This window comes from Pseudoduganella dura (assembly GCF_009727155.1).
In the GTDB taxonomy this organism is placed as follows: Bacteria; Pseudomonadota; Gammaproteobacteria; order Burkholderiales; family Burkholderiaceae_D; genus Rugamonas; species Rugamonas dura.
The window spans coordinates 249697-271286 of the sequence record NZ_WNWM01000002.1 but is presented as its reverse complement, the minus strand read 5'-3'; the positions used below and the strand labels follow the sequence as shown (position 1 = coordinate 271286).

Annotated in this window: 20 protein-coding genes; 9 read left to right on the top strand and 11 right to left on the bottom strand. The window is 68.5% G+C overall.

Annotated features, from left to right (window positions below; genetic code table 11):
- Positions 1-226 precede the first annotated feature (226 nt).
- Together GJV26_RS01330 and GJV26_RS01325 are read left to right on the top strand one after the other, a co-directional pair.
- Entirely contained in the window at positions 227-523 is a 297-nt protein-coding gene (locus GJV26_RS01330) for an H-NS histone family protein (RefSeq protein WP_155706998.1), read from the top strand.
- Between the two features lie 126 nt (positions 524-649).
- Positions 650-901, top strand: a complete 252-nt coding sequence (locus GJV26_RS01325) for a hypothetical protein (protein ID WP_155706996.1) — start codon at positions 650-652, stop codon at positions 899-901.
- 237 nt (positions 902-1138) lie between these two features.
- On the opposite strand, the gene GJV26_RS01320 is transcribed toward GJV26_RS01325, so the two are convergent.
- Positions 1139-1525: a VOC family protein gene (locus GJV26_RS01320; protein ID WP_155706994.1), complete on the bottom strand. Its 387-nt coding sequence runs from the start codon at positions 1523-1525 to the stop codon at positions 1139-1141.
- A 142-nt stretch (positions 1526-1667) separates the two neighbouring features.
- On the opposite strand from GJV26_RS01320, the gene GJV26_RS01315 reads away from it, so the two are divergent.
- The gene (locus GJV26_RS01315) at positions 1668-2276 is read left to right on the top strand and encodes an LON peptidase substrate-binding domain-containing protein (protein WP_155706992.1); all 609 of its coding nucleotides are present in this window, start codon (positions 1668-1670) and stop codon (positions 2274-2276) included.
- Positions 2277-2296: 20 nt separating this feature from the next.
- Here GJV26_RS01315 and GJV26_RS01310 read toward each other — a convergent pair whose 3' ends face one another.
- A complete protein-coding gene (locus GJV26_RS01310; RefSeq protein WP_155706990.1) occupies positions 2297-3250 on the bottom strand; it encodes a DMT family transporter in 954 nt (317 codons plus the stop codon).
- An 85-nt stretch (positions 3251-3335) separates the two neighbouring features.
- Between GJV26_RS01310 and GJV26_RS01305 the strand changes: the two genes are divergently transcribed.
- Positions 3336-4685, top strand: coding sequence for an erythromycin esterase family protein (locus tag GJV26_RS01305; protein WP_155706988.1), 1350 nt, complete (start codon positions 3336-3338; stop codon positions 4683-4685).
- Here the strand turns inward: GJV26_RS01305 and GJV26_RS01300 are convergent.
- The 3 genes from GJV26_RS01300 to GJV26_RS01290 all read right to left on the bottom strand — a co-directional run bounded on the left by GJV26_RS01300 (position 4667) and on the right by GJV26_RS01290 (position 6732).
- Positions 4667-4900, bottom strand: coding sequence for a DUF1294 domain-containing protein (locus tag GJV26_RS01300; RefSeq protein ID WP_371866547.1), 234 nt, complete (start codon positions 4898-4900; stop codon positions 4667-4669). The two genes, GJV26_RS01305 and GJV26_RS01300, sit on opposite strands and share 19 nt — an antisense overlap.
- Positions 4901-4980: 80 nt before the next feature.
- Positions 4981-6033, bottom strand: a complete 1053-nt coding sequence (gene trpS, locus GJV26_RS01295) for a tryptophan--tRNA ligase (protein WP_155706986.1) — start codon at positions 6031-6033, stop codon at positions 4981-4983.
- 240 nt (positions 6034-6273) lie between these two features.
- Complete coding sequence (locus tag GJV26_RS01290) at positions 6274-6732, bottom strand: YXWGXW repeat-containing protein (protein WP_155706984.1); 459 nt, start codon at positions 6730-6732, stop codon at positions 6274-6276.
- 152 nt (positions 6733-6884) lie between these two features.
- Here GJV26_RS01290 and GJV26_RS01285 point away from each other — a divergent pair, with 152 nt between their 5' ends.
- Positions 6885-8846: a CocE/NonD family hydrolase gene (locus GJV26_RS01285; protein ID WP_155706982.1), complete on the top strand. Its 1962-nt coding sequence runs from the start codon at positions 6885-6887 to the stop codon at positions 8844-8846.
- Between the two features lie 13 nt (positions 8847-8859).
- On the opposite strand, the gene GJV26_RS01280 is transcribed toward GJV26_RS01285, so the two are convergent.
- Positions 8860-9831 (bottom strand): AraC family transcriptional regulator, encoded by a 972-nt coding sequence (locus GJV26_RS01280; RefSeq protein WP_155712171.1) that lies wholly within the window; start codon positions 9829-9831, stop codon positions 8860-8862.
- A gap of 203 nt (positions 9832-10034) precedes the next feature.
- Between GJV26_RS01280 and GJV26_RS01275 the strand changes: the two genes are divergently transcribed.
- Positions 10035-10655 carry an SDR family oxidoreductase gene (locus GJV26_RS01275; protein ID WP_173346111.1) on the top strand — a complete coding sequence of 207 codons (621 nt, stop codon included), beginning with the start codon at positions 10035-10037 and terminating at the stop codon, positions 10653-10655.
- A gap of 33 nt (positions 10656-10688) precedes the next feature.
- Here the strand turns inward: GJV26_RS01275 and GJV26_RS01270 are convergent, their stop codons facing one another.
- Genes GJV26_RS01270 through GJV26_RS01260 form a run of 3 tightly spaced genes read right to left on the bottom strand, consistent with a single transcriptional unit; the run spans position 10689 to position 14587 of the window.
- Positions 10689-11963: a TCR/Tet family MFS transporter gene (locus GJV26_RS01270; RefSeq protein ID WP_371866434.1), complete on the bottom strand. Its 1275-nt coding sequence runs from the start codon at positions 11961-11963 to the stop codon at positions 10689-10691.
- Between the two features lie 32 nt (positions 11964-11995).
- Complete coding sequence (locus tag GJV26_RS01265; protein ID WP_155706976.1) at positions 11996-13909, bottom strand: DUF3857 domain-containing transglutaminase family protein; 1914 nt, start codon at positions 13907-13909, stop codon at positions 11996-11998.
- Between the two features lie 18 nt (positions 13910-13927).
- Positions 13928-14587 (bottom strand): HD domain-containing protein, encoded by a 660-nt coding sequence (locus GJV26_RS01260; protein WP_155706975.1) that lies wholly within the window; start codon positions 14585-14587, stop codon positions 13928-13930.
- 181 nt (positions 14588-14768) lie between these two features.
- Here GJV26_RS01260 and GJV26_RS01255 point away from each other — a divergent pair, with 181 nt between their 5' ends.
- Both GJV26_RS01255 and GJV26_RS01250 read left to right on the top strand, forming a co-directional pair.
- Complete coding sequence (locus GJV26_RS01255; RefSeq protein ID WP_155706973.1) at positions 14769-15245, top strand: chemotaxis protein CheW; 477 nt, start codon at positions 14769-14771, stop codon at positions 15243-15245.
- Between the two features lie 7 nt (positions 15246-15252).
- Positions 15253-16989, top strand: coding sequence for a methyl-accepting chemotaxis protein (locus GJV26_RS01250; RefSeq protein ID WP_155706971.1), 1737 nt, complete (start codon positions 15253-15255; stop codon positions 16987-16989).
- Here the strand turns inward: GJV26_RS01250 and GJV26_RS01245 are convergent.
- Entirely contained in the window at positions 16986-17522 is a 537-nt protein-coding gene (locus tag GJV26_RS01245; protein WP_155706969.1) for a ribonuclease HI family protein, read from the bottom strand. The genes GJV26_RS01250 and GJV26_RS01245 overlap by 4 nt on opposite strands.
- Positions 17523-17616: 94 nt before the next feature.
- Positions 17617-18255, bottom strand: a complete 639-nt coding sequence (locus tag GJV26_RS01240) for a YXWGXW repeat-containing protein (protein WP_155706967.1) — start codon at positions 18253-18255, stop codon at positions 17617-17619.
- A 253-nt stretch (positions 18256-18508) separates the two neighbouring features.
- Here GJV26_RS01240 and GJV26_RS01235 point away from each other — a divergent pair, with 253 nt between their 5' ends.
- A complete protein-coding gene (locus GJV26_RS01235) occupies positions 18509-21589 on the top strand; it encodes a penicillin-binding transpeptidase domain-containing protein (RefSeq protein ID WP_155706965.1) in 3081 nt (1026 codons plus the stop codon).
- Position 21590: the final 1 nt, after the last annotated feature.

Sequence of the window (21590 nt, the reverse complement as noted above, 5' to 3'; positions counted from 1 at the left end):
GCCGGCAACGATGACTTGCATCGCGGAGATGCATCGGGTACATGGCTGGCTGGTGAGGCGGTATTCAGGGTTGCGAGTTTAAGTGCACGGGTTTTATTCTCGCGTAAGTTTACGCGACATTTATTCGAATAAGTGTGGAATGCCGCCGGGATCTTATGGTAAATTGACGGGACATTGAATTCTCACACATTGTCACACGCACTTTTTCACCTTTGAAGGATAAGAGATGACGACTTACCAGGAATACCAGACCAAGATCGCCGAACTGCAGAAGCAGGCTGAATTGGCCCGCCGGAACGAGATCTCCGAGGCAAAAGAGCGTATCGCCACGATCATGCGTGAACACAACCTGACGCTGGCCGATCTCGGTCCGGCCGTCAAAACGGCCAAGCCCGTAAAGGCGCGCGCACCCGTGCCGATGAAATACCGCGACGATGCGACGGGCCAGACCTGGACCGGCCGCGGCCGCGCGCCGAAATGGCTCGATGGCCGCAAGAAGGAAGACTTCCTGATCAAGCAGTAAGCTGATGGAGCAGTAAGCTGACCAGGCAGTAAGCCGGGCAAGATGTAATCGGGCAGTCGGATAATCGGTAATCCGCGCGGGCAGCAAGTCGAAGGCGTGCTTGCAGGCAGGCGCAGCAATAATGCGATGACAGCCATCCTGGCGTCATGGTCCCGGGCGTACCCGGCGATGCCTAATCGCGAAAATCCGGTGCCCAATCCGGCGATGGCGCTGAACGCGCAAGGGCAAAGCCCGGCCGTGATTACTTTGCCTGGGCTGGCGTCGCTCAGGTTCATTGGTTTAGCCGGGCGCGAGTTCGATTGGTTTGGCTCAGGTTCGATTGGGTTGGCTTGCCTTCCCGATCGCCTCGAATTGGCCTCCCTCACCCCGGCAAAGTAACGCGGTACACGCTGTTGCATACATCGGCAGTTTCAGGTGCGTTATTATGAAAGTAATTTCGAGGAAATGGTTTTCACTTCCTCATTGCCAGGCGTGGCAGCCGATCAGGTTGGGGTTTGCCGGACACAGCAATGTCGCTTCCAGGCGACATTGCTTATGCCATCGTTGACTGTATTGCTGACGCCAGTAATTGCAATCGTTTTCCGGACATTCTCGTCAATGTTTCGGGAATGCTTCTCAATTACCCGCGATGCTGAGAACATTTCCATCCGGGTCCGTGAACCACGCAACTTTCATCTCGTCGCCCACGTGGATATCGCCTGCCAATTGCAATCCGGGCATCTGATAGTGTTCGAACGTTACCCCCTTTTCTTTCAGTGTGGCGACAATCTCCTCGATCTCATCGCCAACTGTCCAGGTCGCTGAAGTCGCCCGATTGGTGCCGGCGAATTCCGACCGGTACACCATAATCCGTGAGCTTCCGCTCAAATACGACAGCACCTCGCCTTCCGCATCGCCCCCGACGACGCTTTCCTGAAGTCCCAGTACAGTGCCATAAAACTCCCGCGCCGCCGCGATATCGCGCACGGCGATCGTTGCCATGGCTTCCGTGTTTGCCAGCATGATGACCTCCATGGGAAATTGACGCGGCCAGCGTAGCGCGCCTGGGACCGGGGCAGCGCGCTGTTGACCTCAATAACGTGACGTTGTCTGCCGGATGGCATCGGCGCGCCGTGCGCGGGCAAACTGTGCAAAGATCGGGTACATGATTCCATTGTTTCCACTTAACACAGTGCTGTTCCCCGACGGGCGTCTCGGGTTGCAGGTGTTCGAGGTGCGTTATCTCGACATGATCAAGAAATGCATCGCCGGCGATGAGGAATTCGGCGTGGTGGTGCTGGCCCAGGGCGACGAGGTGCGCAAGCCCGGCCAGCAGGAAGCCATCGCCACGATCGGCACGCTGGCCCGCATCGTCGACTGGACGGCGCCGCTGCCGGGGCTGATGCATGTCACCTGCCTCGGCACACGGCGCTTCCGCATCGCATCGGCCGAGCAGCTGAAGCATGGATTGTGGATGGCCGACATCGAATGCATGCCGGACGACATGGCGGTGCCGGTACCGGGCGAGCAGCAGGATGTGGCCAATGCGCTCGGCACGCTGATCCGCTCGCTGCAACAGCGCGGGGTGAGCGAATCGCAGATGCCGATGGGGTTGCCATACCGGCTCGACGAAAGCGGCTGGGTGGCGAACCGCTGGTGCGAACTGCTCGAACTCGACCTGCCGCAAAAGCAGCTGCTGCTGGCGCAGGACAACCCGGTTCTGCGGCTCGAGCTGGTACAGGATGCGCTGGCGGACAGCGGTTACCTGACCTGACGGTTCGTTCCGGCCCTGGACTACGGCGGCGTGAGGTCTTCCTCGGCCGCATGCACCCGCACCGACCACAGCACGCCGGCCACCAGCAGCGCGATCGCCGCCGCCTCCAGCGCCCGCGGCCAGGCCTGCCGGTAAACAAAGCCATACAACAGCGCGAACAGCGTCTCGAACAGGATCAGCTGGCCGGACAGCGTGACCGGCACGCGCCGGCTGGCCACGTTCCACAGGCCGTTGCCGATCACCGAGGCGCCCAGCGCCAGCAGCGCATTGCAGGTCCAGAACAGGCCCCAGTCGCGGCCGCTCGCCGCGGCGCTGGCGCCTGTCACCTCGTCGTGGCGGAACGCCAGTGCCACGACGGCGATGAGCAGCGCGATGATGCCGCTCGACAGCCCATACAGCGCGGACCATTCGGCGCTGGTGAAATGCGCGTTGGCCTTCAGGTACCGTGCATTGTCGACGGCATACCAGGTCCAGCACAGCAGCGCGCCGGCCGCGCATGCCAGGCCGGCGGCCGTCTGCCACGGCGGTCGCCCCGATTCGTGCGCGTGCAGGAACACGTCGACGTTGATGCAGGCGATGCCGGCGGCGACGATGGCCAGCGGCAGGGCCAGCCGCGCGAGCGGCACGGCGCCATGATCGTGGCGGCCCAGCAGCGTGACGGTGATGGGCAGCACACCGATGATCAGCGACGTGGGCGCCACGCCGGCCAGCTTCACCCCCGTCGCCAGCAGCATGTAGTAGACGATGTTCCCGCTCAGCGCATGCCGCAGCAGCGCGATGCCGTCACGGCGGTCGATCCGGGGCGCCAGCGTCGCAAGCTTCGGCAGCAGCAGCAGGAACGCCATCGCGCCGTATGCCGTGTAGCGGCCCAGGGCCAGTTCCAGCGGCGAGAACGCCGCCAGCATCGCCGGCACGATGAACACCATGCCCCACATCGCGCCCGCCAGCAGGCCGCACAATACACCAGTCCACATTCACGCATTTCCTCAGGTTAAAGCTGCGACAGTGTCGCACGGACTGCGCTATCGTGACCAGCCAGGCAACCGGCGGGAGACCATCATGACGGACCGGAACATCATCGACGCGCTGGCGCGCGAAGCGCGGCCGTTCGACGGCACGGATTGTGACGAGCTGCTCGACAGCATCGGCGACTCTTCGATCGTGCTGCTCGGCGAAGCCACGCACGGCACGCGCGAGTTCTACCGGCTGCGCGCCGAAATCAGCAAGCGGCTGATCGTGGCAAAAGGGTTCGACGCGATCGCCGTCGAGGCGGACTGGCCGGATGCATTGCGCGTGAGCCGCTACGTGCAGCACGGCGGCGACGACATGACGGCGGAGGGCGCGCTGTCCGGCTTCAAGCGGTTCCCGCAATGGATGTGGCGGAACCACGAGATCGTCGACCTGGTGAACTGGCTGCGCGTGCACAACGCGCACGTGGCCAGCACCGTGCGTCGCGTGGGCTTCCACGGTCTCGACCTGTACAGCCTGCGGCAATCGATGCACGCCGTGATCGCGTATCTCGACAGGGAAGACCCGGAAGCGGCCGAGCGCGCACGCCAGCGCTACGCCTGCATCGACCACATGGCCGACGACCCGCAGCGCTACGGCTACGCAGCCTCGTTCGGCATGCAACCGCATTGCGAGGACGAGGTGATGCGGCAACTGGTGGAGCTGACGCGCGATGCCGACCTGCATGCGCGCGAGCCGGGCGGGCAGGTGCCGGACGAACTGTTCTACGCGCAGCAGAACGCCCGCGTGGCGCGCAATGCCGAAACCTATTACCGCTCGATGTTCCGGGGCCGCGACGAGTCGTGGAACGTGCGCGACTCGCACATGGCCGAAACACTGGAGGCGCTGCGCGAGCACATCAGCCAGCGCGTGGGGCGGCCCGGCAAGATCGTGGTGTGGGCGCACAACTCGCACCTGGGCGACGCGCGCGCCACCGAGATGGGCGAGCACGGCCAGCTGAACCTGGGCCAGCTGGTGCGCGAACGCTACCGCCCCGAAGACACGTTCCTGCTCGGGTTCACGACGCACACGGGCACCGTCACGGCCGCCACCGAATGGGACGGGCCGGCGGAACTGAAACAGGTGGTGGCGTCGCGGCCGGGCAGCGTGGAGCGGCTGCTGCACGAGACAGCGGCCGCCACCGGCATGGGCCAGTTCCTGCTGCCGCTGCGCGGGCGCGACAGCATGCTGGCTCGGCTGCCGTCACGCTACCTGGAACGGGCGATCGGCGTGATCTACCGGCCGGACACGGAGCGCCACAGCCATTACTTCCATGCCGATGCGGCCCGGCAGTTCGACGCGCTGGTCCACGTCGACCGGAGCACGGCGCTGCGGCCGCTCGAGCGCTCCGCGCTCTGGCGGCAGGACGAGGTGCCGGAGACTTACCCGAGCGGGCTGTAGGCGTAACGCGAAGCGGCGTGGAGGAGGGCCAGCGTGAACGCGACGCTGGCCGCGACGCTGATCCGGAACCTGACCTGGAACGACTTCTTCGAAGACTTGTGCCGCACCAGCCGCTGCGCCAGCAGGGCGCCCGGCCAGCCGCCGGCGAGGCCGATCAGCAGCAGCGTGCGTTCGGACGTGCGGCGCCGGCCCGCGCGGGCGGCACGCTTGTCGATCGCGTAGGCGATGAACGCGACCAGGCTGGCACACAGGTGCCAGCCTGCCAGCGCGATGATGGGCGGGGGTATCAGGCTGCTCAGAAGTACGTCAGGCCCAGCGCCGCCTTCACTTCGTCGGCCGTCTGCGCGGCCACCTCGCGGGCGCGCTGCGTGCCTTCCTTCAGCATCTGCATCACGTAGCCCTTGTCCTTGGCGAATTCCTCGCGGCGGGCGCGGATCGGGCCGAGCAGTTCCTGCAGCACCACTTCGAGCCGCTTCTTGACGATCGAATCGCCCAGGCCGCCGCGCACGTAGTGCGCCTTCATTTCTTCCAGCGCGGCCTTGTCGGTATCGAACGCGTCCAGGTAGATGAACGCCACGTTGCCTTCCAGGTGGCCCGGGTCCTGCACGCGCAGGTGCAGCGGATCGGTGTAGACCTTCTTCACCGCGGCGGTGATCTCGTCGGCCGAGGCGCCCAGGTTGATCGTGTTGCCCAGCGACTTGCTCATCTTCGCCTTGCCGTCGATGCCCGGCAGGCGGCCGATTTCCGGCACCAGCGCCTTGCACTCGACGAGCACGTCGCGGTTCGCGATGCGGTTGAAGCGGCGCACGATCTCGTTGGTCTGCTCGATCATCGGGATCTGGTCTTCGCCCACCGGCACGATCGACGCCTTGAACGCCGAGATGTCCGCCGCCTGCGAAGCGGGGTAGGTGAGGAAGCCGGCCGGGATGTCGCGCTCGAAGCCGCGCAGCACGATTTCCGCTTTCACCGTCGGGTTGCGTTCCAGGCGCGCCACGGTGACCAGGTTCAGGTAATAGAACGTCAGCTCGGCCAGTTCGGGGATCTGCGACTGGATCAGGATCGTCGATTTCGACGGGTCGATGCCCACCGCCAGGTAATCGAGCGCCACTTCGACGACGTTGCGGTGCACCTTGTTGATGTCGTCCATATTGTCCGTCAGCGCCTGCGAATCGGCCAGCATGATGAACTGCCTATACTCGTGCTGGTAAGCGACGCGGCTGCGCAGGCTGCCGACAAAGTGACCCAGGTGCAGCGGGCCGGTCGGGCGGTCGCCCGTCAGGATCACGGCGGGCGTGGCTGCCGGGGCTGCCGGGGCGGCGGAGGAGGTTTCGTTCTGCGGTTGGCTCATTGCATACCTTCGGGGTTGGCCCCTGCCCGGATGCGCCATGAAAAACGCCACCTTGGCAGAGGCGGCGTCATATTGAAATCACATCACTTCAAAAGGGGGCCGCACGGCATGGAGCGGCGCCACCAGGGAGCATGGCTAGTGCGGAACGACGGATGTGATGGCTGAAAAATCATCCCGCTATGGTTGCAGGTTCATGCCGGCCTGTCAAGACAGGCCGGCCGCAGCCACCGGCCGCGCGAATCAGTTGCGGCGTGGATTGTCGGGCCGCTCGTCGTGCCGGTTCGGCACGCCGTCGTTGTCGCGGTCGCGGTCCCGGCCGTTCGGCACGCCGTCGCGATCCGAATCGTTGCGGCGATCGCGGTCGTAGCGGTTCGGGATGCCGTCGCCGTCACGGTCGCCGGGGCGCCATTCGCCACGGGCGAACTGCCAGCGGCCATCCCGTTCCTGCCACGCCGGTGCCGACCAGTGATAGCCCTTGCGCGCCTTCACGTAGCTGCCCTTGACCCACGAGTAGCGGTGGCCGGTCCATTTCCAGTAGCCCGGCGCCCATACGTAACCCTGGCGGGCATGCGGCGTTGCTTCGTGGCGCAGCGGCGGCGGCGCCTTGCGCACGACGATCACCTCCGTGGCGGCCATGGCCGGCGCGGCGATCGAACCCATCGACGTTGCGAACATCGCGGCGATCAGCAGTTTTTTCATGATGTACTCCTTGTGGTGAACGGTATGATTCCATTCTGACCGCAAGATGTAACAGCCGTGTGCCCGCACGCTATTACTCTGTAAGCAATTGTTTCGTTGCCGATCATGAAATGACACGGTACCATCTGGCGATTGCCCGCCCGGAGGAACCGATGCACCCCCGCCTTGCCCCCGTTTTGCCCCCCACCTTGTTGCTGACCCTGTCCCTGGCCCTGGCCCAGTTGTCGTCGGGCGCGCTCGCGCAGACAGCGCCGATGGCCGCCGATATCGGCGGCAAATTCGAGGCGCCCACGGCGGGCGCCGACTACGTCAAGCGCGTGGCGATGATCCCGATGCGCGACGGCGTCAGGCTGTACACGGTGATCGTGGTGCCGAAGGCCGCGCTCGGCGCGACCGGTGCGGGCAAGGCCCCGATCCTGCTCACGCGCACGCCGTACAACGCGGCCGGCCGCGCGCAGCGCGGCAGGAGCCCGAGCATGCTGGCCACGCTGCCGCAGGGCGACGAGACCTTCGTCCAGGGCGGCTACATCCGCGTGTTCCAGGATGTGCGCGGCAAGTACGGTTCCGAAGGCGACTACGTGATGACGCGCCCGCTGCGCGGCCCACTGAACGCCACGAAGACGGATCACGCCACCGACGCGTGGGACACCATCGAATGGCTCGTCAGGCACGTGCCGGAAACGAACGGCAAGGTCGGCATGCTCGGTTCGTCGTACGAAGGCTTCACCGTGCTGATGGCGCTGGCCGACCCGCACCCGGCGCTGAAAGCCGCCGTGCCGATGAGCCCGATGGTCGACGGCTGGCGCGGCGACGACTGGTTCCACAACGGCGCGTTCCGCATGCCCACCTTGCCGTACATCGGCAGCCAGACCACGGTGCGCGGCCGCGGCGATCCGCTCGCCACGGGCGTCCACGACGACTACGAAGGCATGCTGCGCGCCGGCTCGGCGGCCGGCTATGCGCGCCAGTTCGGCCTCGACAAGCTGACCTACACGAAGAAGCTGTTCGAGCATCCGGCCTACGACAGCTACTGGCAGCACCAGGCGCTGGACCGCCTTCTCGGCGAGCGCAAGCTGAAGGTGCCGACGATGACGGTGGTGGGGCAGTGGGACCAGGAAGACATCTACGGCGCCTACGCCGTCTACGAAGCGCTCGAACCGCAGGACCGGAACAACGACCTCAACTACCTGGTGGTGGGGCCTTGGCGGCACAGCGGCGTCAATTACGAAGGGGCGTCGCTGGGCGCGCTGAAATTCACCGGCGACACGGCGCTCGAATTCCGGCGCGACGTGATGCAGCCGTTCCTGGACCAGCACCTGAAGGACGGCGCGCCGCGCGCGGACACGCCGCCGGTGCTGTCGTACCAGACCGGCACCAACCGCTGGCAACGGCTGCAGCGCTGGCCGCTCGCGTGCGCCGCCAGCTGCCCCGCGCCCGCGCAGGCCGTCTACCTGCAGGACGGCTTCAAGCTGTCGTTCAACACGCCGGGTGCGGGCAATGCCTTCGACGAGTATGTATCCGACCCGGCCAAGCCGGTGCCGTTCGTGCCGCGCCCGGTGCGGATGGGCGATCCGGAGGTATGGCGGCCATGGCTGGTGAGCGACCAGCGCTTCGTGTCCGACCGGCCGGATGTGCTGACCTACGTTTCGGAACCGCTGAAGGCGCCGCTGACGCTGGGCGGTGCGCCGGTGGTGAACCTGTTCGCCTCGACCAGCGGCACCGATGCCGACTGGGTGGTCAAGGTGATCGACGTCTACCCGGACGAAGTGCCGTCGCAGCCTGAACTGGGCGGGTACCAGCTGCCGCTGTCGATGGACATCTTCCGCGGGCGCTACCGCGACAGCCTGTCGGCGCCGGCCGCCATCGCCGCCGGCAAACCGGAACGCTACCGCTTCGCGCTGCCGAACGTGAATCACGTGCTACTGCCGGGCCACCGGCTGATGGTGCAGATCCAGTCCAGCTGGTTCCCGCTGTACGACCGCAACCCGCAGCGCTACGTGCCCAACATCTTCCATGCGCAGCCGGCCGATTACGTGAAGGCCACGCAGCGCGTGTACCACACGCCGGAGCTGCCAAGCGCGATCGAATTGCCGATCGTGCCGGCGGGGCGCTGAACCCTGGCGGAAGCTACGGCGCGCTGACGTAGGGCGATTCGCGTCCGCCCGGCGCCTGGGCGAGCAGGCCGCGCATCTCGCGGGCTTCGGCCACCGGCGTGCGCCCGAAGAAGCGCTTGAATTCGCGCGAGAACTGCGATGTGCTTTCATAGCCGACGCGCCCGCAGGCGGTGGCGGCCGTCAGCCCGTCCTGCACCATCAGGAGGCGGGCCTTGTGCAGCCGCGTCGTCTTCAGGTACTGGATGGGCGACGTCATCGTCACCGCCTTGAAGCCGGCGTGGAACGCGGCCTGGCTCATGCCGGCTTCCTCGGCAAGCGTGGCCACGTCGATCTGGCGGTGGTAATCGGCGTGGATGCGGCGCAGCGCCTTGCCGATCTTGGCGAACTGGGTCTGGTGGGCCAGGCCGGCGCGCAACGCGCCGCCCTGTTCGCCGGTCAGCACGCGAAACAGGATCTCGCGCAGGATGCCCGGGCCCAGCAGCCGCGTCTCGACGGGCGAAACGAGGGCGCCCAGCAGCCGCAGCACGGCATCGCCCAACGCGTCGTCCAGTTTCGATGCCATCATGCCGCGCGGCGCCGGCGGCGGCGTGGTGCCCGCTCCCGCGTCGTCGACGGCGAGGGCCAGTTCTGCCGCCAGCTGCAGGTCGATCGGGATCGAGATCGCCAGCATCGGCTCGGCTTCGGAGGCGCGCACGGTTTCGCCCTCGAACGGCAGCGGCACCGACAGCACGAGGAACTGCTGCGCGTGATAGTCGAATGCCTGGCCGCCCAGGTAACCCCGCTTGTGGCCCTGGCAGACGATCACGATGCAAGGCTCGTACAGCACCGGTCCGCGTGGATGCACCGCGTGCGTGCGCATGAACTTCACGCCGGGCAGGCCGCACAGCGTGTAGCCCTGGGCCGGCGCGAGCACGCCCATCAATTCAACCATCCGCGCCTGGCGCCGCGCGTCCGCGCTCATGTCTTCGCTTTTACTTCCCTTCATATCGCCCTGCATCCGTTGCTCCATGCCTGCATCCATGTTTCCCTCCATTGCTTCCGTGGATTCCGGCATCGATTATGCCTCTCCCGCATGCCTTCGCGAACGTTGCTGGAGGATCGGGCAATGATTCGAAACCTTCGCGCAACCCTGCGCGGCGCGCGATCCCTACACTGGCAACATCGCAATGCCATCCAGGGGAAGCAGACATGGTCGAGAAAGAAATCATCCTGATCACCGGCGCCACCGGCCGTATCGGCGCGGCCGCGGCGCGCCTGCTGGCGTCGCGCGGGCACCACGTGGTGCTGGGCGCGCGCCGCATCGGCCGACTGGTGCAGCTCGCCGCCGACATCCGCGCCGCCGGCGGCAGCGCCGAGTGTCACGTCCTGGACGTGACCGACGCCGACGATGCGCAGACCTTCGTGCTCGCGGCCTTCCGGCGGCACGGCCGGGTCGACGCGCTCGTCAACGCCGCCGGCGTGACGCTGCCGTCGCGCCTGGGTGCGCTGAAATTGCTGGAGTGGGACCGCATGCTCGACGTGAACGTGCGCGGCGCCCTGTACGCTATCGCCGCCGTGCTGCCGCTGATGCAGCGTGCCGGCGGCGGCCACGTCGTCAACCTGGCGGCGGCGGGGTGCGTGGGCCCGGCGCAGGCCGTGCCGGGCGCCAGCGCCCGCGCGCTGCATGCCATATCGGAAGCGCTGCGCCATGAAGAAAGGGCTATCCGGGTCAGCGTGATCGCGCCGGACCTGCCGGGCGGCACGGCGGCCGTGGCGGATGCGATCGGCGACGCGCTGGCGCGGGAACCGGAAGCCTGCATGGCGTGCTGAAAGCGCGCCGAACCGTTCGAAACCGGTCAAGACCTACCGCGCCACGTGATGGTCGCGGAACCAGCGCCGTGCAAAGAAGATCGCCACCGCCTGCATCGCGGCGCTGACGAAGAACGTCACGCCGATCCGCCAGTCCGATGAGGGCAGGTGGCTGACACGGGCCAGCAGGAAGCCGCCCAGCAGCGGCATGACGACCACGCCGACGCTGTTGATCGCATGTAGCGAACCCATCAGCTCCCCCTGCTCGCTGGCCGGCGTGGCCTTCGAGATGATGCCCTGCAGCGCCGGCCCGGCGGCGAACGCCAGCAGGTTGCACAGGATCAGCCCATACATCATCCAGCCCTGCGTGGCCAGTCCGTACAGCAGGAACGTGATGGTGCCGGAGCCGAGCCCCAGCAGCGACAGCCGCACTTCGCCGAAACGCTTCATCAGCACGCCCAGCAGTCCGGCCTGCACGATCACCGACGCCACGCCCACGCAGAACAGGGCGATGCCGTTCTGCGTGGTGGACCAGCCGAAGCGGAACGTGGTGTACAGCACCCAGGTCGTGTGCAGCATCGTCTGCGCCAGCGCGACCAGCGTGAACACCGTCACCAGGCCGCGCGTCTCGCGGCGCCGCCACAGCTTCAGCAGGCCCGCCACGGGGTTCAGCTTGTGCAGCGCGAAGGCGCCGCGCCGGGCCGGCGGCAGCGATTCTGGCAGGCAGAACCAGCCGTAGACGAAATTGGCCGCCGACAGGCCCGCCGCCACGTAGAACGGCAGGTGCAGGTCGATGCCGCCGAGGATGCCGCCCAGCATCGGCCCGGCGATGAAGCCCATGCCGAACGCGGCGCCGATCTTGCCGAAGCTTTTCGCGCGGTTGTCGGCCGTCGAGATGTCCGACGCATAGGCCGATGCCACCGACATGCTGGCCGCGGACATGCCGCCGATCACACGGCTGACCACCAGCCAGGCCAGGTTCTGCGCCAGCGCGGTGACCAGGAAATTGAGCGACATGCCCACCATCGAATACAGCAGCACGGGGCGGCGGCCGATCCTGTCGCTGAGCGCCCCCAGCATCGGCATGCAGAAGAACTGCATCAGCCCGAACGTGGCTCCCAGCAGTCCGTACCACATCGACTGCTGCTCGCGCGCGGCGACGAATTCGCCCACCAGCACCGGCAGCACCGGGATGATCAGCCCCACGCCGAGCATGTCGATGAACACGCACAGCAGTACGAAATTCAGGTTCACCTGCGGAGCACTGGCCGGCCCGGAGCCTGCCTGCGACGGATCGTCCTCCGATGCGGGCTCGGGTAGGTGCTCCAATGCGTGCTCCAATGCGGGCTTCGAGTCGTCTTTCATCGTTCAGTCGTGGCAGTCGCCATGTCGGTATCGTTGAGGACGAACACCAGCCGTCCGTTCATGGCGCGGCTGATGCGGTTCATGGCGGGGCGCAGCGCCTGGTATTCCTGCGGCGTGCACCAGCCGCGCGGATTGCCGGCCACCACCCGGCGCGTCAGCCGGTAGCGCGTGGCCCCCGGCGTGTCGTCGCGCGAATAGGTCGCCGCGTAGTCGAGGCCTTCCTGCCGGATCGACAGGTTCTTCGGCACGTACAGCACCTGCATCGCGGCGGGCAGCTCGATCGTCATGCTGTCTTGCACGGCGAACGGTTCGCAGCGCGCATCGTAATGCCGCTCGCGCTCCGTGAAGCGCCCGGCGAAGCCGGCCAGCGGCACCGGTCCGTTCATGCCGGGCAGGAACGACAGCACGCCGGCCTCCGGCTGGCTCACATAGTTGCGGATCCGTTCCGTGTAGCGCACGCCCAGCATATCGGCCCCCGCCTGCGGCAGCGGTTCCAGGCTGCCGTCGCCTTCGTAGCCGCTTGACGCCATCGTGCGGCGCACCCAGTCGGCCGTGCCCGCGGCGGTCACGCCGTCGATAAACTGCCGCACCGAGACGGCGCTGCGGCCGTGGCCGACGATATCGGTGACGCGTTCGGCCGAGCCGTCCGGCGCGACCTTCAGCGCGACCCTGCGCTCGACACGATGGCCGTCCGGGTGCGGCAGCGGCGACTGGCGCAGCGCCGGCCGCAGGCGCGTGGCCAGCACCGGCTTGCCGGCGTCGTTGTCGGGCAGCAGGCCGAACGGCATCGCATCGTCGGTGGAGTCGAGGTAGACGTCGAGCGCCGGCAGGTAGCTGATGGCGTGGTCGAACCACATCACGGGAATTTCCGGCAGCGTGAAGTTCTCGCCATCGGCGCGCAGCAGCGCGGGCGACGCCTCGATGCCGCGCGCCGCCAGCAGCGCCTGGAGCAGCGCGACGTGATCCTTGCAGTCGCCGTAGCGCCGCTGCAGCACGGTGGCGGCATCGTTCGGCACCCAGCCGCCGTCGCCCACGTAGCTGGCCACGTAGCGCACGTTCGCCCGCACCCAGTCGTACAGCAGGCGCGCCGCGGCGCGCCCGTCCGGCGTCCGTCCGGCCACCTGTTCGGCCAGCGCGCGGATCGCCGGCGTGGCGGCCGATTTCGGTGCCGCGCCGCGTTCGTACGCATCGGCGATCGATTGCCAGCCGGCGAAGGTGGACAGCATCAGGTGCGGCGTGCGGCGCCAGCCGTTAGCGGCATTCGGCTCCGCGCTGCCGGTGCCGGTGCTGCGGTAGTGCCAGCGCAGCAGCTGGCCGTCGCCGTCCACGGTGGCGGCTGCCCGCTGCGCCAGGCCGTACTGGGCGACCTTCAGGGACAGCGCGCGCGGATGGCGCACCGTGATCTCGCTGTCGTCGCGGATCACGTCGTCCTGCAGGAACATCACGTGCGACATGCCGCCCGGCAGCTCGGGCACGTTCTGCACGAGCCGGTAGCGGATGCGGATCGCGTCGCCGGCGGCCAGCTGCGGGAACGTCACCTGCAGCAGGCGTTTCTCGGGGAACGACACGCCGCCAAGGATGCCGTCCTGGACCTGGATCGCGGCGGGTTCCACCGGGATCGGCGCGCCGTTGGCGGGAATCGTCTCGGCGGCCAGCAGTTCGAGGGTCTGCCGGCGCGAATCCCAGTTCACATATTGCTGGCCGAGCGTGCCGGCGCCGGTGGCGTCCACGGCCCGCCACGTGTAGTCGACCGTCTGCTCCATCGTGTGATCGGCGCGGATGACGATGTCGGTGCGTTCGCGCAACGCGCGCACGTGTCCTTCGCCGTCGGCGTACGCGGCCTGCGCCGTCAGGACCAACGAGGCGCGGAGCAGGGCGGCGAGCAGGGGTCGCACGGTTCGGGAGGTCATCGTGCCGTGGCCGTCAAGTCAGGCCGGGGCGGCCCATTCGGCCACGAACTGGTCGCGGAACGCCGTCAGCGCGCGCACGCGCGCTTCGCCGAGGCGGCGGCCGGCGGCGGTCTGCATCGTGCCCGGCAGCGTGGCCAGCTTGACGGCGATGTGATCGAGCGAATAGGTCTTGTCGTCCAGCGGGCGGTCGAGGCCCGCCGGGTCGGCGGCGTGCGCCAGGCGCGATCCCATGCGGCCGGCCGTGTAGAACATGCGCGCCAGGCCGACGGCGCCCAGCGCATCCAGCCGATCCGCATCCTGCACGATCTTCGCCTCGATCGTCCGCGGCTTGAGCGCGGCGGAAAAGCTGTGCGTCTCGATCGCATGCGCCACACCCGGCAGCAGCGCGGCGGGAAAGCCCGCCGCCGCCAGTTCCCGTACGGCCTCCCTGGCCGCCTGGCGCGACGCCAGGTGCCGTTCGGGGTGGTTCTTCGGCAGGTTCACGATGTCGTGCAGGTAGCAAGCCGCCATCACCACCAGCGCATCGGCCTCGGGATGGTCGGGCAGCAGTTCGCCGGCATTGCGCCATACGCGGTGCAGGTGGCTGGTGTCGTGGGCGCCGTCGTCTCCCGGCATGGCGGCCGCTATCGCGACCAGCTTTTGGTGCCAGCCGGCCGGCGGCGTAATCGTTGTTGTCATGTGCGGGTCGTAGTGTCAGGCATGCGAAGCCTGGGCATTGTGCCACGAATGAAACGCTTTAGCTGTAATTCGGGCAAGTTTTTCGGTTAAATGCCGTTGCTGTGCGGAATTTTTGATGCGCTAAAACTTGGCCTGCGGTAACATTCCGCATCTCATAGACGTTACCGCTGACAGGACCACCATGACCGATACCGCTACGCGCATCAACCCGGCCGAATACCTTGCCTTCACCCTGGGCAAGGAGGAATACGGCATCGACATCCAGAAAGTGAGCGAGATCCGCAACTACGAAGCGCCGACGCGGATCGCCAGCGCGCCGGACTTCGTCAAGGGCGTGCTCAACCTGCGCGGCATCATCGTGCCGATCGTCGACATGCGCATCCGCTTTTCCCTCGGCACGCCCGAATACGGCCCGTTCACCGTCGTCATCATCCTCAATATCGGCACCCGCGTGGTGGGCATGGTGGTGGACGCCGTGTCGGACGTGACGACGCTGACGCCGGACCAGATCAAGGCCACCCCGGACCTGGGCTCGACCCTGAACACCGAGTACATCACGGGCCTGGGCACCATCGATGAACGGATGCTGATCCTGGTCGACATCGATCGCCTGATGTCGAGCGACGACATGGGCCTGATCGAACGGCTCGCCGCCTGAGGACGCCATGAACTTCTTCCGCAATCTCGCCATCGGCAGGCGGCTCGGACTGGGCTTTGCCGTCACGATCGCGCTGGCGCTCGTCATCGCCGCCATCGCGCTGTGGCGCCTGGACGACGTGGCCCAGGCCACCAGGAACATGATGGCTTCGCCGCTGGCCAAGGAGCGGATGATCAGCGACTGGTATACCAACATCGACAGCGCCGTTCGCCGCACCACGGCGATCGCCAAGTCGGCGGACCCGTCGCTGGCAGCCTACTTCGCGGACGAGAGCAAAGGCTCCTCGTCGCGGTCCTCGGAGCTGCAGAAGAAGATCGAGGCGCTGCTCGTCACGGACGAAGAGAAGGCGTTGTTCGCGAAGATCATGGACCAGCGCAAGGTGTACCTCAGTTCGCGCGACCAGGTGGCGAAGCTGAAGGCCGCCGGCCAGCTCGAGGAAGGAGCGAGGATTTTCGAATCCGTGTTCGTGCCGGGCGCCGCCAGATACCAGGAGCTGGTGAAGGATCTGCTGGCGCTGGAGCGGGCGCGGATCGACGAGACTGGCGCGGAGATCGATGCCATCAACGAGCGCAGCCGCGCGCTCGTCGGCACGCTGGCGTTGCTGGCGCTGGTGTTCGGCTCAGCCAGCGCGTGGTGGCTGACCGTCGGCATCACGCGGCCACTGCGCCTGGCCGTGGCCACCGCGCGGCGCGTGGCGGAAGGCGACCTGACCGGCCGCATCGAGGCCGCCGGCACCGACGAAACGGGCACGCTGCTGCGCGCGCTGGGCGACATGAATGCGGCGCTGCTGAATATCGTGACCGAGGTGCGTGGCGGTACCGACTGCATCGCCTTGGCGTCCAGCGAGATCGCGGCCGGCAACCATGACCTGTCGGGACGCACCGAACAGCAGGCCGGGGCGCTGGAAGAGACCGCGTCGACGATGGAGGAACTGACGTCCACCGTGCGCACCAATGCGGACAATGCGCGGCAGGCCAACGGGCTGGCTGCCACCGCCGCGGCGGCCGCCGCCAAGGGCGGCGACGTGGTGCAGCAGGTGGTGGGCCGCATGACGTCGATCGACGCCGCGTCGAAGAAGATCGTGGACATCATCGGCACGATCGACGGCATCGCGTTCCAGACCAATATCCTGGCGCTGAACGCGGCCGTGGAAGCGGCGCGGGCGGGCGAGCAGGGCCGCGGTTTCGCGGTCGTGGCCAGCGAAGTGCGCAACCTGGCCCAGCGCAGCGCCGCCGCGGCGAGGGAGATCAAGGAGTTGATCGGCGCTTCGGTGTCGGAGGTGGCCGAGGGGAGTCGCCTGGTGACGGAAGCCGGCAGCACGATGGACGACATCGTGGCCAGCGTGCGCCGTGTCAGCGACGTGATCGGCGAAATCGCCGCCGCCAGCGTCGAGCAGAGCACCGGCATCGAGGAAGTGAACGGCGCCATCGTGCAGATGGACGCGGTGACGCAGCAGAACGCCGCGCTGGTCGAGCAGTCGGCCGCGGCCGCCGAGTCGATGCAGCAGCAGGCGAAAGCGCTGGCCGACGTGGTCAGTGTGTTCCGCACCGGTAGCGGCGCGGAACACGTACAGGCTTCCGCACGCGCCTCCGCACGTGCTCCTGCGACCGCGGCGGCGAAGCCGAAAATGGTTGCTGCGCCGGCCCGGCCGGTGAAGCGCCAGCCGGCGGCACAGCCCGCGCCGGCCGCGCGCAAGCCGGTCGCGGCGGCCAGGTCGGTCGAATCGGACTGGGAAGAGTTCTAACCCGGTTCGGGCGCCGGTGCCCGGGCAGCCGGGCCGTCGCCGGCCTGGCGGGTGCCGGCGATGGCGCGCTGCGACAGCCTGTCAGCCTCGCCGTTGCGGTGGCGCGGCAGCCAGCGCAACGCCACCCCGTCCAGCCGCGCCATCAGCCCCAGCGCGCGGGCGCGGTGCTCTTCCAGCCCCTTCGCGCCGGGTACCCCGGCCATCAGCACATCCTGCACCACCACCTGGCTGTCGCCGTACACGGCCAGTTCGCGTGCGCCCAGCTCGATCGCCGCTTCCAGCAGCGCGATCAGCGCCAGGTATTCGGCATCGCCGCTGGTGCCGTCGCCGGCATGGCGGCTGATCTCGACCCGTTCGCCGCCAGGTCCCAGCAGCAGCGCGCCGATGCCGATGCGGCCGGGATTCGGCGTGGCGGAGCCGTCGAACCAGCCGCGCCACGCGGAAGGCGAGGGCGGCACCGGCCGGCGCGCCAGTTTTTCGGCGGCGGCGCGGGCGAGTGCCACGGTGCGTGGGGTGGAAGATGAAGGCGGCATCGGGCGCAAGGCAAAGCGCCGATTTTACCGCTGCCGCGAACGACCGCCAAAAAAATGCCATCCGCACGGGATGGCATTTTTCGTATCGGTCCGCTCAGCGGCGATACGGATTTTCCGGCCGGTGATCGTAGCGGTTCGGCACGCCGTCGCCATCGCGGTCGCGGTCGTGGCGGTTCGGTATGCCGTCGCGATCCTGGTCGCGGCGCGGGCCGTCGCCCCGGTAGCCGTCGTTCCGGTAGCCGTCGTTCCGGTAGCCGTGGCCACGATCGTCGTGGCCCCGGTCGTAATGGTTCCGGTCGCGGTAGCCGCGGTCGTAATGGCTGGCGTTGCGGTCCGCCCAGTTCGGCTTGCCGTCGCCGTCGCGGTCGCGGTCGTAGCGGTTCGGTACCCCGTCACGGTCCAGGTCGCCACGGGGGCCGTAGGGATTCCAGCGGGCCTGTTCATGCCGCCAGCGTCCGCCGTATTCGACCCAGCGCGGCGGCGCGTAGACATAGCCGGGGCGTTCGGCCAGGTATTGCCCGCCGACCCACACGTGGCGGTGGCCGTTCCAGTCCCAGTAACCAGGCGCCCATACATGTCCCCGGCGCGGTTGCGGCGGTGCTTCCCAGCGCACCGGCGGCGGTGCCGTGCCGATGACGACGTTCACGCCGACCTGCGCCAGTGCCTGCGTCGGCACGAAGGCCGCTGAACCGATGGCGATGGCCGCCGCCGCGATGAATGCATTCCTGATCATGGTATCTCTCCGTTGTCTGCCCCGGGCGTCGAGCGCCCCGTTGAAACCACTATAGCCCGCCAGGTTCCGGCGACATAAAGCGATTTCAGATTCTTACAAATGGTGCAGGGTTTGCTACGGCATGTATCAGCGATGTTTCCCGAAACCGGGGTCAGACCCCGATTTTTGGAAATATTTCCTGTTTTCGGGGTCCGACCCCGGTTTTCAGCAACATTAACGTGCTGTTTTCTTCCTCCCCCCGCTAGCGGGCGGCATGGCCCAACTTCTTGCTGATCATGTCGAGCATCGCCGCCGCGCCTGGCGCCGGGAAAGGAACCTGCGCGGGCCGCGCGCGGTGCCGTGGGGCTTGCTGGCCGCGTCGGCGTTCGTGCTGCTGGGAGGAAGTCTGCTCGGCGCAAATGCCTTGCGCATCGGGACCACGGCGGCGGCGACGGAAGCGGGCGGCGATGCGCCGCGCGCGGCGGCGGTGTTCCAGCCGGTACTGCCGGGGGCGCGGTTCGACGTGCCGGGAACGCCGGGTACGGCGATGCTCCCGCAGCCCGGCGGCGCGCTGGTCGTGGCCAGCGGCCTGCGCGCGGAAGATCCGGTGCGGATCGACCTGTGCCGCGACCTGGCCGGCGCAGGCGCACAGTCGATGTCTCTGCGGCTGGGTTACCGCTTTGCCGATGTCGAACGGTGGCATGGCGCGGGTGCCCGGGCAGCGGCGCGCAACGTGCTGCTGGTGGCGCAAGGATCGAAGTCGACGGCGTCGATGCCCCGGCTGACGCTGACCGGCCATGCCGGCCTGCCGCTGCAACTGGCGTGGACAGGTGCGCCGGCCCGCTGGCTCGGCGACGGCGGCGATGGCATCGTCCGCGCCGCCACCGGCAAGGCAACGCTGAACAGCGAAGGCTGGCTGGCATGGGAAGGCGGTGCGCTGCACATGGTACGCCGGCCGAGCGCCGCCTGCCCACGGGCCGGCGAACTGGTGGCGCGCATCCATGGCCCGGATCCAGCGCGATCGGGCAGGGCGCAAGTGACGGCCTTCGCGGCGCACGGCGCCAGCGCGACGGCATGGCTCGCACCGGGCAGCTATGCCGTTCCCGTGCAGGCGGCACCCGAACTGGAAGACGAAGCCCTGTTCGCGGCCTTGCAGGCGCGCGGCCTGGCAAGGCTTGCCGACGACGGCGCCATCGAGCTCGCACCACAAGACCTGCCGGCTTGGCGTGCCGCGCCGGTGGAGCAGCGCGCCACCGACCTCGATGCCTGGCGCCACGTGCGCATCGACGCCGCCGCCGTCAGGCTGCTGCGCCGCCTGTACCGCCAGGCGGACGGCAGCTACGTGCGCCAGCAGGTCGCGCTGTACAACAGCGAGCGCGCATTGCTGGCGTGGCGTGTACGGACGGGCGAAACCTCCCGCTGGCGGGCCGACGGTCCGGTGACGGACGCCCTGGCGCCGCTCGCGGCCCGCCTGTTCGCGGCGCTGCCCCAGGGCTGGCAGCCGTGGACCCGGCTGGCATCGCCGCCGGCGGGTAGCGGGTCATCGCGCCTGACGCTGGACTTGCCGCAGCCCTCCGCGCAGGCCGGCGCCGGCGACTCGCCGACGCTGCTGCTGGCCGGGCGCCTGCTGCAGGTGGAAGGCGCACTGGTACAAGCCCGCCCCGCGTGCGACGGCCGCGCCTGCGCGGCGCCGGACGATGTGCAGCTGTTGCGCCTGCAACCCCGCGCCGGCGCGCGCCGCATCGTGCTGACAGTGGCGCCGCTCGACGCGCGGCAGGCCGCGCAGCCCGGCGAATACCGCTACCGGCATTTGCGCGTGGTGGCAAACCGGATCGTCTGGCAGCCCCTCGCTTATTCCGCATCCGGGCCGGCGGAAGCAGCGCGGCGCGGCGGCCCCGATGGACCGATGCGGGTCGCCGACCGCAACGGCACACCGCTATGGACCGGCGACGGTGCCACCGCCGCGGCAACGCGCGCCGGGCTGGCGCCGCTGCTCGGCCTCGGCCCCGGGCACGAATCCGGCATCGCCGGCATGCTGGCCCGTGCCGGTAGCGGCGGCGCGCGCCTGTCGCTGGACCTGCCGCTGCAGGCACTGGCGCAGCGGGTGCTCGACTGCGTGGCGCTGCGCCGGGGCCGGTGGCAGGACGGCCGCTGCGACGGCGGCACCGCGCCGCCGGCACAGCGCCGGGTCGGCATCGTGGTGCTCGACGCGGAAAACGGCGACATCCTCGCCGCCGCCGGCGCCGGCCAGCCCCGCGTGGACGCCGGCAACTGGGCCGAGGCGCGCGCGCTGGACCGTGCCAGCCCGGCCGGCAGCGCGTTGCGGCTGCCGGCGCTGCAGCACGACGGCGGCGCGCACCACAGCCCCGGTTCCACGTTCAAGATCGTCAGCGCGCTGGGCCTCGAACTGGCGGCGAAAAACGACCGCCGGCTGGACCGGCTCCTGGCCGGCGAGCCGCTGCCCGCCATCAACGCGCTGGCGCGTGAACGCGGTTTCGATTTCGCCACCGCCGCACCCACGTATCCGGCCGCGGCGCGCGGCGCGTATGTGACGAACTACCGCGAACAGGGCATCGACCGCCGCGCGCGGGAAGGGCGCCTCGGCCTGGCCCAGGCGCTCGCGTACAGCCTGAACACCTGGTTCGCGTGGACCGGCGAGCTGTCCGACCGCACGCTGTTCGGCGATGCCGATGGCGGCGCGCCCGACCTGCAACCGCTGGAAGCCGGCGCGCTCGACGACGCCCGCCCGATCCTGGCGGCCGCGCGCCGCCTCGGGTTCGAGCGCCGGCTGCGGCTCGACGGCGGCCTGCTTGCGCCGGATTTCCGCTGGGGCGCCTACGACGCCCTGCAGGCCACGCCCGCGCACGTCGACCCGGTCCATACGCGCCACGAACTGCGGCAGATGAGCATCGGCCTGCGGATGCAGGCCACGCCGCTGCAGATGGCGCTGGCCGCCGCCGCGATCGGGCAGGGCGCCACGGCCGCGCCGCGCCTGCTGCTGGAACTGGATGAGCGGACCGCCGCGCAGCCGGCACCCGCCAGGCTCGATATCCGGCTCGATCGCATCCGCGCCGGCATGAAAGGCGTGATCGACGCCGGCACGGCGGCAGGCGCCTTCCACGGCCTGCCGCGCCAGGTGCGCGCCGGCCTGTACGGCAAGACGGGCACGGCGCCCACGGGCACGGCAGGCGACAGCGCCACGGTATGGTTTACCGGCTGGCTGGAACCGGGCAGCCTGCCGGGCCAGCGCCACCGGCTCGCGTTCGCCGTCCATGCCAGCCATTCGGAGGGCACCGGCGGCGATCACGCGGCACCCGCCGTGGCGGCGCTGCTGGGCGGCATGGCGGGCCGGTAGG